Annotated in this window: 9 protein-coding genes; 6 read left to right on the top strand and 3 right to left on the bottom strand. The window is 65.5% G+C overall.

Annotation, left to right across the window (positions count from 1 at the left end):
* On the top strand, window positions 1–943 hold a 943-nt coding region (locus tag DY468_RS23695; RefSeq protein WP_164607950.1), incomplete at its 5' end, for an NRAMP family divalent metal transporter.
* 29 nt (window positions 944–972) lie between these two features.
* On the opposite strand, the gene DY468_RS23690 is transcribed toward DY468_RS23695, so the two are convergent.
* Window positions 973–1,635 carry a TetR/AcrR family transcriptional regulator gene (locus DY468_RS23690; protein WP_164572326.1) on the bottom strand — a complete coding sequence of 221 codons (663 nt, stop codon included), beginning with the start codon at window positions 1,633–1,635 and terminating at the stop codon, window positions 973–975.
* Window positions 1,636–1,878: 243 nt separating this feature from the next.
* On the opposite strand from DY468_RS23690, the gene DY468_RS23685 reads away from it, so the two are divergent.
* Both DY468_RS23685 and DY468_RS23680 read left to right on the top strand, forming a co-directional pair.
* Window positions 1,879–3,111 carry an acyl-CoA dehydrogenase family protein gene (locus DY468_RS23685; protein WP_164572327.1) on the top strand — a complete coding sequence of 411 codons (1,233 nt, stop codon included), beginning with the start codon at window positions 1,879–1,881 and terminating at the stop codon, window positions 3,109–3,111.
* A gap of 153 nt (window positions 3,112–3,264) precedes the next feature.
* Window positions 3,265–4,323 carry a phosphotransferase family protein gene (locus DY468_RS23680; RefSeq protein ID WP_164607948.1) on the top strand — a complete coding sequence of 353 codons (1,059 nt, stop codon included), beginning with the start codon at window positions 3,265–3,267 and terminating at the stop codon, window positions 4,321–4,323.
* A 171-nt stretch (window positions 4,324–4,494) separates the two neighbouring features.
* On the opposite strand, the gene DY468_RS23675 is transcribed toward DY468_RS23680, so the two are convergent.
* Complete coding sequence (locus tag DY468_RS23675) at window positions 4,495–5,280, bottom strand: SDR family NAD(P)-dependent oxidoreductase (RefSeq protein ID WP_164607946.1); 786 nt, start codon at window positions 5,278–5,280, stop codon at window positions 4,495–4,497.
* 155 nt (window positions 5,281–5,435) lie between these two features.
* Between DY468_RS23675 and DY468_RS23670 the strand changes: the two genes are divergently transcribed.
* A complete protein-coding gene (locus tag DY468_RS23670; protein ID WP_164607944.1) occupies window positions 5,436–6,191 on the top strand; it encodes a histidine phosphatase family protein in 756 nt (251 codons plus the stop codon).
* Window positions 6,192–6,346: 155 nt separating this feature from the next.
* Window positions 6,347–7,114, top strand: coding sequence for an SDR family NAD(P)-dependent oxidoreductase (locus DY468_RS23665; protein ID WP_164607943.1), 768 nt, complete (start codon window positions 6,347–6,349; stop codon window positions 7,112–7,114).
* 149 nt (window positions 7,115–7,263) lie between these two features.
* Here DY468_RS23665 and DY468_RS23660 read toward each other — a convergent pair whose 3' ends face one another.
* Window positions 7,264–8,487, bottom strand: a complete 1,224-nt coding sequence (locus DY468_RS23660; protein ID WP_164607941.1) for a serine hydrolase domain-containing protein — start codon at window positions 8,485–8,487, stop codon at window positions 7,264–7,266.
* 187 nt (window positions 8,488–8,674) lie between these two features.
* Here DY468_RS23660 and DY468_RS23655 point away from each other — a divergent pair.
* Window positions 8,675–8,799: GTP-binding protein (locus DY468_RS23655; RefSeq protein ID WP_246701102.1), on the top strand; the 125-nt coding region annotated here is incomplete at its 3' end.

The following is an 8,799-nucleotide window of genomic DNA, read 5'->3' as shown; positions in this document are numbered from 1 at the left end:
CGTCGGCACCACGATCGCGCCGTGGCAGCTGTTTTTTCAGCAGAGCTATTTGATCGACAAGCGCATCACTCCGCGCTTCATCCGCTACGAGCGCTGGGATCTCTGCGTCGGCATCGGCCTGGTGATCATCGGCGCGGTGGCGATGATCGGCTTCTCGGCCGCGGCCTTCGCCGGCCGGCCGGAGTTCGGCGCCTATACCGATGCGCTCGGCACCGCGCACGGTCTGGAGCAGGCCGCCGGGCGGTTGCCGGCGATCCTGTTCGCGCTGGCGTTGCTCGACGCCAGCATCATCGGTGCGGCGGCCGTTTCGCTGTCGACCGCTTACGCGATCGGCGATGTGTTTGCGGTGGCGCATTCGCTGCATCGCAAGCCGCGAGAGGCGAAGGGGTTCTACGCGGTCTATGCCGGGTTGATCGCGTTCGCGGCGGCGCTGGTGGTGACGCCGGGGATGCCGCTCGGCCTGCTCACCAATGCGGTGCAGACGCTGGCCGGCGTGCTGCTGCCGAGCGCGACGGTGTTTCTGTTGCTGTTGTGCAACGACAAGGCCGTGCTCGGGCCATGGGCTAACGGCCGCGCCGGCAACCTGTTCACCGGCGCGATCGTCGCGGTGCTGGTGCTGCTGTCGGTCATCCTCACCGTGTCGGTGCTGTTTCCCGGCGTCGGCGAGGGGATGATCCTCGGCATCCTGGGCGGCGGCGTGGTCGGCGCGCTGCTGTTGTCCGGCGCCGTGGCGCTGATCGCGCGCCGCGCGCGGGGTGTCCGCGCCGAGCCCGTGGCGGAGCTCGCTGTTGCGCCGGAAGAGTGGCGGATGCCGCCGCTGGCGACGCTGCCGCCGGCCCGTCTCAGCGCCATCAGCCGCACCTGGTTGCTGGTGCTCCGCGGCTATCTGGTGCTTGCGGCCGGGCTGGTGCTGTACCGCATCGTCGAGTTGATCGCGCGCTGAGGCATCCGGCGGCTGCTGCGCTGGTCGGCTCAGCGCCGCCGCGACACCGCGGCCTCGCCGGTGCCGGTGGTGCCCGTCTTCAGTGCCAGCGACGCCACCGCGACGACGCGGTCGATCACCCCGTCGACGTCGTCGAGATCGCAGATGCCTTCCGACAGCCGCAGCAGACGTTCGCTGTCGCGCACGGTCTGCTGCGCCATCGCCAACGCGAAGTGCAGGCCCCAATAGATCTCGGCGTCCGGCTTGCCGGGCAGGGAGCGCCGCATCGCGGCTGCAAATTTGCGCAAGTGGTCGATCTCGCGGTTCTTGATCTTGCGGATCGGCGGAATGGTTTCAATCGCGGCGCGGATCATGAAGCGGGCGGCATCCGAGCGCTCGCTGTCCTGGCCGAGGCAGCCGCGCAATGTCGGGCCGATCAGCGCCCGCAACACCGCCTCGATCGGCGCGCGACCGCCGCCGGCGGATTCCGCGGCCTTGAGCTCGTTGAACCGCTCGCGATTGGTGGCGATCGAGCGGGTCACGAACAGTTCGGCGATCAGTTCGTCCTTCGAGCCGAAGTGATAGTTCACCGCGGCGAGGTTGACGCCGGCCGCGGCGACGATGTCGCGCAAGGTGACGTCGCCGAAGCCGCGCTCGGCATACAGCCGTTCGGCTGCGGTCAGGATCGCACTGCGTGTGGTGTCGGTGGACATGCCGCTCCGCGGGAAATCATCGTTCTTGCAATTCAAACAGCTGTATGAAACTATCGTTTCACAGCCGGAAGTCAATGCGCCGTCGGGCGCCGAGACGCCGGCAGCTTCGTTTTCGCGGTTCGTGGTCTCCCACCCCCGGGGGACGCGGGGCGGAAATCCGACTTGCGGGCGCGATGCGGCAGGACGACAGTGCCGCCACCCCGTCGGTCACAACAGTCTGGGAAAAACAGTGAGGATCGCCTGATGGATTTCACGATGTCCGATCGCCAAAGCGAATGGCTGGACCGCGTCACCAAGTTCATGAACGACCACGTTCGCCCCGCGGTGCCGATCTACAAGCAGCAGGACGCCGAGGGCGAGCGCTGGAAGGTGATCCCGGTTCTCGAGGAGCTGAAGGCCAAGGCGAAGGCCGAAGGTCTGTGGAACCTGTTCCTGCCGCCGTCGACGCACGACGACGACGAATTCCACGGCGCGGGTCTGTCCAACCTCGAATACGCGCTGCTGTCCGAGCAGATGGGCCACATCTCCTGGGCCTCGGAAGTGTTCAACTGCTCGGCACCCGACACCGGCAACATGGAAGTGCTGTTCCGCTATGGCACCAAGGAGCAGAAGCAGAAGTGGCTGCGGCCGCTGATGGCCGGCGAGATCCGCTCGGCGTTCCTGATGACCGAGCCGGCGGTGGCGTCGTCGGACGCGACCAACATCGAGACCCGGATCGAGAAGGACGGCGATCATTACGTCATCAACGGCCGCAAGTGGTGGTCGTCGGGCGTCGGTGACCCGCGCTGCAAGATCGCGATCGTGATGGGTAAGACCGATCCGAACGCCGCCCGCCATCAGCAGCAGTCGCAGATTCTGGTGCCGCTCGACGCCCCCGGCATCACCATCGAGAAGATGCTGCCGGTATTCGGCTTCGACGACGCGCCGCACGGTCACGGCGTGGTCAAGCTGGAGAACGTCCGCGTGCCGGCCTCGAACCTGCTGCTCGGTGAAGGCCGCGGCTTCGAGATCGCGCAGGGCCGCCTCGGTCCGGGCCGTATCCATCACTGCATGCGCACCATCGGCAAGGCCGAAGAGGCGCTGGAGAAGATGGTCAAGCGCCTGCAGTCGCGCGTCGCGTTCGGCAAGCGGATCATCGAATTCTCGGTGTGGGAGCAGCGGATCGCCGAAGCCCGCATCGACATCGAGATGACTCGCCTGCTGTGCCTCAAGGCCGCCGACATGATGGACAAGGTCGGCAACAAGACCGCGCAGCTTGAGATCGCGATGATCAAGGTGGCGGCGCCGCGGATGGCGCAGCGCATCATCGACGAAGCGATCCAGGCGTTCGGCGGCGCCGGCGTGTCGGACGACGCGGGTCTTGCCAAGGATTACGCCAACATCCGCACGCTGCGGCTCGCGGACGGCCCGGACGAGGTGCACAACCGCGCCATCGCCCGGCTGGAGATGAAGAAGTACGCCAACGCGGCGCACTGACGCGCAAAGGCAGCACAAAAACGTCATCGCCGGACTTGATCCGGCGATGCATCTCTTGAAAAGATGGATACCCGGGTCAAGCCCGGGTATGACCATTTCGGGATTGTCGGAACGCGCGGCGCGTAACGCGCGAACAAGAACAAGGAGCGTCACTTGGTCGGGAAGCGAAACGACGACGATTACACCGGCACCAAGCCGGTCGAGGAGCGGCATCGGGTCGACGAGGCCCGCCTCGCCGAATGGATGCAATCGAATGTCGAGGGCTATCAGGGCCCGCTCGAGGTTCAGCAGTTCAGGGGCGGGCAGTCCAACCCGACCTACAAGCTCGTCACCCCGAACCGTTCCTATGTGATGCGGCGCAAGCCGTTCGGCAAGCTGCTGCCGTCGGCGCACGCGGTCGACCGCGAATTCCGCGTCATCGCCGCGCTGGGCAAGCAGGGCTTCCCGGTTGCCAAGGCCTATGCGTTGTGCACGGACGATTCCGTGATCGGCGTGTCGTTCTACATCATGTCGATGGAAGAGGGCCGGGTGTTCTGGGATCCGACCCTGCCGACCCAGACGCCGGAGTCGCGCTGGGCGATTTTCAAGGCCAAGATCGAGACGCTGGCGCAGCTCCACAGCTACGATCCGGAGAAGATCGGTCTCGGCGACTTCGGCAAGCCGGGCAATTACTTCGCCCGCCAAGTCGATCGCTGGAGCAAGCAGTACAAGGCGTCGGTGGCCGAGCCCATCCCGGAGATGGAGCGGCTGATGGAATGGCTGCCGAACACGCTGCCGGTGCAGGAGCGGGTGTCGGTGGTGCACGGCGACTACCGGCTCGACAACATGATCTTCCATGCCACCGAGCCGCGCGTGCTGGCGGTGCTGGATTGGGAGCTGTCGACGCTCGGCGATCCGATGGCCGACTTCACCTATCTGTTGATGCAGTGGGCGATGCCGGGCCTCGCCGAGGCCGATCTCAAGGCGCTGAATCTGCCGACGCTGGAGCAGGCCGCCGACATCTATTGCAAGGCCGCGGGCATCTCCGGCGTGCCGAACCTCAATTGGTATCTGGCCTATAACACCTTCCGCCTCGCCGGCATTTTGGCGGGCATCGCCGGCCGCGTCCGCGACGGCACCGCCGCCTCCGACAAGGCCAAGGAATCCGCCGCCCGCACCGTGCCGATGGCGGAGCTGGCGTGGGAATACGCCCAGAAGGCCGGCGCGAAGTAAGCGGCGAGATTTCTATTCCAAAAAATGAAGGCGCGGTCCGAAACGGCCACGCCTTATTACTATCCGGTCATTCCGGGGCGCCGCGCAGCGGCGAGCCCGGAATCTCGAGATTGGTACGACGAGATTTCGGGGGCGCGCGTTTCACGCGCGCCCCCGAATGACTTGGGTTTCTCAGATCGGCTTGCCCGCATAGGGCATCGAAGCGGTCAGGCCACCGTCGACCGGGAACGCCTGGCCGTTGACGTAGGACGCTTCGTCGCTGAGCAGGAACAGCCCCATGGTGGCGAGTTCGTGCGGCTGGCCGGCGCGCTTCAGCGGGTTGAGCTGACCGATCTTGTGATCGGTGCCGCGGGCGCGGGCGCCGTCGAACACCGGCTTGGTCATGCCGGTCTCGATCAGGCCGGGGCACACCGCGTTGATGCGCACGCCGGTGCCGGACAGCGAATAGGCAGTGGTCTGTACCAGGCTGATGACGCCGGCCTTCGATGCCGCGTAAGGGTGTCCCGACGCGCCGCTCTTCAGGCCCGCGACCGAGGCGGTGCACACGATCGCGCCGTGGCCCTGTTTGATCAGATGCGGCATGGTGTGCTTGATCGCCAGAAACGGACCGATCAGGTTGACGCGCAGGATCTCCTGCCAATGCTCCGGCGTTTGTTCGGGCAGCGGCACCAGACCGCCGCTGATACCGGCATTGGCCCAGATGCCGTCGAGCTTGCCGTAGGCCGAGAGCGCCTTGGCGACGAAGCCCTTCACGTCGTCCTCGGAGCCGGCGTCAGCCATCACCGCCTCGGCGGTGCCGCCGGCCTTGCGCACCAGCTCGACGGTTTCGTTGACGCCCTCGGTGCGATCGACGGCGATCAGTTGCGCGCCTTCCTTGGTGAACAGCAGCGATGCCGCGCGGCCGATGCCGCTGCCGGCGCCGGTAATGATGATGGATTTGCCTTCGAGGCGGCCCATGCGTTGCTCCCTGCTGATCATTTGCGGCGTTTGCCGTTTGACGGAATTGGAACGACGATCGTTCGTCGACATCGCGCGTCCGACACACAAGTGACTTGAGACGATGCGAGGTCTGACGTACAGCGACTTGTGACCGGATTGAAGGATTTTCTCACATGACGAACGTGCCGCCGTCTTCCAACGACAAACCGTTCGTCGCCCAGCACTCGGTGCCGGTCGGCGTCACCGCGACGCGGTGGTGGTGGGTGCGGCACGCGCCGGTCCGCAGCGACGGCGGTAACATCTACGGCCAGATCGACATCGATTGCGATTGCAGCGACAAGGTGGTGTTCGACGCGGTCAGCCGGGTGCTGCCGCAGAACGCGGTGTGGTACGCGAGCAAGCTGAAGCGCACTCACATGACCGCGGACGCGATCTTCGCCGCCGGCTTCCCGCGACCCGAGACCATCACGCAGGATGCCGATCTCAACGAGCAGCATCTCGGCGACTGGCAGGGCACCAACCGCGCCGCGTTCTTCGCCAAGCTGCCGGTCAATCTCGACACCTTCTGGTTCGCGCCGATCGACGAGCGCGCGCCGAACGGCGAGAGCTTCATGGATTTGTACGAGCGCACCCGGCGTGCGATCGCGCGGATCACCGCTGCGCATCCGGGTGAAGACATCGTCGCGGTTGCGCACGGCGGCACCATCAAGGCCGCGATCGGCGTCGCGCTTCGCGATCAGCCGGAGCGGGGGCTCGCCTTCACGATCGACAATTGCTCGATCACCCGGCTCGACCATATGGCCTCCAACGGTCACGAGGGCTGGCGGATTCCGATGGTCAATCAGCAGCCGTGGATCGCCGACCCGTCGCACGCCGCGATGCATCAGCCCGCGGGCCCTGAATTGGCGACGCCGAGCAAGCTGGCCTAGGCGCCGTCATTGGGATGGTCTGACAAGTCTCACCGTCGTTGCGAGCGAAGCGAAGCAATCCAGAGTCGAGAACACTGATCCTGGATTGCTTCGTCGCTTCGCTCCTCGCAATGACGGACTGCAATAATCAACAGCACTCACAACGGGAGAGAAACATGAGCTTGTTCGACCTGACCGGCAAAGTTGCGGTCATCACCGGTTCGTCGCGCGGCATCGGCAAGGCGATCGCCGAGCGGATGGCCGAGCAGGGCGCCAAGGTGGTGATCTCGTCGCGCAAGCAGGACGCCTGCGACGCGGTGGCGAAGGCCATCAACGATCAATTCGGCGCGGGCACCGCGCTGGCGCTCGCCGCCAACATCTCCAGCAAGGACGATCTGAAGCGCCTGGCACAGGAAGCGACGCAGAGCTTCGGCAAGATCGACGCGCTGGTCTGCAACGCTGCGTCGAACCCGTATTACGGCCCGCAGGCCGGCATCAACGACGATCAGTTTCGCAAGATCCTCGACAACAACATCGTGGCCAATCACTGGCTGATCAGCGAGGTCGTGCCGCAGATGATTGCGCGCAAGGACGGTTCGATCACCATCGTCTCCTCGATCGGCGGGCTGAAGGGCTCGACCGTGATCGGCGCCTACTGCATCTCGAAGGCCGCCGACATGCAGCTCGCCCGCAATCTCGCCTGCGAATACGGCGAGCACAACATTCGCGTGAATTGTATCGCGCCCGGCCTGATCAAGACCGATTTCGCCCGCGCGCTGTGGGAGAACCCGGACACGCTGAAGGCCTCGACCGCGCGCTCGCCGCTGCAGCGGATCGGCGAACCCGACGAAATCGCCGGCGCCGCGATCTTCCTCGCCTCCAAGGCCGGCACCTTCACCACCGGCCAGACCATCGTGATCGACGGCGGCGCGACGATTAGCTGAGGCGCTCCTCCTCGCCACACACTCCGTCATTCCGGGATGCGCGCCGCAGGCGCGCAGACCCGGAATCCCGAGGTTATAGTAACGAGAGAGATTCCGGGTTCGCGAGCTGTCGCTCGCGCCCCGGAATGACTAGCGGAAAGGAGCGGCGACTACTCCACCGCCGCGTACACCAGATCGCGCACCAGGGTGCGGAAGTATTCGCGCTGTCCCGGCCCTTGCGACATGAACACCGCGAACATCTGTTCGGCAGGGTCGATCCAGAAGAACGTGCCGGCGATGCCGCTCCAGTAGTACTGGCCGACCGAGCCGGGGAACGGCGAGATGCCGGCTTGCGTGCGGACCGCAAAGCCGAGGCCGAAACCGTTGCCCGGCGGCAGGATGTAGTTGTCCGGCGGGATGTGCGCCTCGAGGTGGTTGCTCGCCATCAGCTCCAGCGTCTTGCGGCCGATGATGCGCGTCCCATCCAGCGTGCCGCCACTCAGCAGCATCTGGCAGAACCGCGCATAGTCCATCGTGGTCGAGACCAGACCGCCGCCGCCGGATTCCATCACCGGCTTTTCCAGCATGTTGAACAGCGCCACCGGATCGCCGGTCCACGGGTCGGTCGGGAACGCCTCGGCGAGGCGACTCTTGTTCTCTGCCGATGTGTGGAACCCGGTCTCGGCCATCTGCAGCGGCGCCAGGATGCGTTCGGTGAGGAACGTGCCGAGCGTTTGGCCGGCCACCACTTCGATCACCCGGCCGAGGATGTCGGTCGAGCGGCTGTAGTTCCAGGCTGCGCCCGGTTGGCACACCAGCGGCATCGAGGCGACCAGACGGGCGTGTTCCTCGTTGCTGATCTTGCGGCTGCGGATTCGCGAGGCGCGATACATCTGATGGATCGGGCCATCGCCGGTGTGGTCGTAGGTGATGCCGGAGGTGTGGCGCAGGAGATCCTGGATGGTGATCGCTCGCTGCAGCGGCACCAGTTCGAGTTCGCCGCCGCGCACGATGCCGACATTGGTGTTCTCGAATTCGGGAATGAACTTCGAGAGCGGATCGTCGAGCAGCATGTGGCCGTCTTCCACGAGCTGCATGATGCCGACCGAGACGATCGGCTTGGTCATCGAGAAGATCCGGAAGATGCTGTCCTGGCTCATCGGCGCGTCGGAACCCGGCGCTTGCCGTCCCAGCGCCTCGAACCAGCCGATCTTGCCCTTGCGCGACACCAGCACGGTGACGCCGGGGATGGTGCCCTTGTCGATCTCGCGCTTGAAGGCGTCCGACATCACCTGCAGCCGTCGCGGCGACAGGCCCAGGGTTTCGGGCTTGGCATCCGGCAAAGCGGGGGTCTGCGGAGTGGCGGCGGAGGTTGCGGCGGCGGTCGCGGTCATTGCGTCTCCCGGGGGCTGTTTTTTGTTGTGATCGGGCGCCGGCGTTCACACGCGTGTCATCCGGGCCTTCGGACGGTGTTCCGCGCCAGATTGACCCATAAAATCCGGCTTGAACAGGGTGCTTTTCCGCAGTAACCAGCCGCGGTTTCGCCGCCTTCCAGGCTGGCGCCGACTAGGATGGAGAACGATGGCCAAAGCAAAGTTTGAACGTAACAAGCCGCATTGCAACATCGGTACGATCGGTCACGTCGACCATGGCAAGACGTCGCTGACGGCGGCGATCACCAAGGTTCTGGCGGAGACGGGCGGTGC

The organism is Rhodopseudomonas sp. BR0M22, assembly GCF_010907035.1.
GTDB lineage: Bacteria > Pseudomonadota > Alphaproteobacteria > Rhizobiales > Xanthobacteraceae > Rhodopseudomonas.
Note: the sequence above shows the minus strand (reverse complement) of the source record. Positions and strands in the feature narration are given on the sequence as shown.

What these genes read in the sequence shown, in the direction of transcription:
- DY468_RS23665 (WP_164607943.1), top strand. Translation starts at nt 6,347, where the DNA reads ATGAGCTTGTTCGACCTGACCGGCAAAGTTGCGGTCATCACCGGTTCG.
- DY468_RS23660 (WP_164607941.1), bottom strand. Translation starts at nt 8,487, where the DNA reads ATGACCGCGACCGCCGCCGCAACCTCCGCCGCCACTCCGCAGACCCCC.
- DY468_RS23675 (WP_164607946.1), bottom strand. Translation starts at nt 5,280, where the DNA reads ATGGGCCGCCTCGAAGGCAAATCCATCATCATTACCGGCGCCGGCAGC.
- DY468_RS23670 (WP_164607944.1), top strand. Translation starts at nt 5,436, where the DNA reads ATGACGAACGTGCCGCCGTCTTCCAACGACAAACCGTTCGTCGCCCAG.
- DY468_RS23690 (WP_164572326.1), bottom strand. Translation starts at nt 1,635, where the DNA reads ATGTCCACCGACACCACACGCAGTGCGATCCTGACCGCAGCCGAACGG.
- DY468_RS23685 (WP_164572327.1), top strand. Translation starts at nt 1,879, where the DNA reads ATGGATTTCACGATGTCCGATCGCCAAAGCGAATGGCTGGACCGCGTC.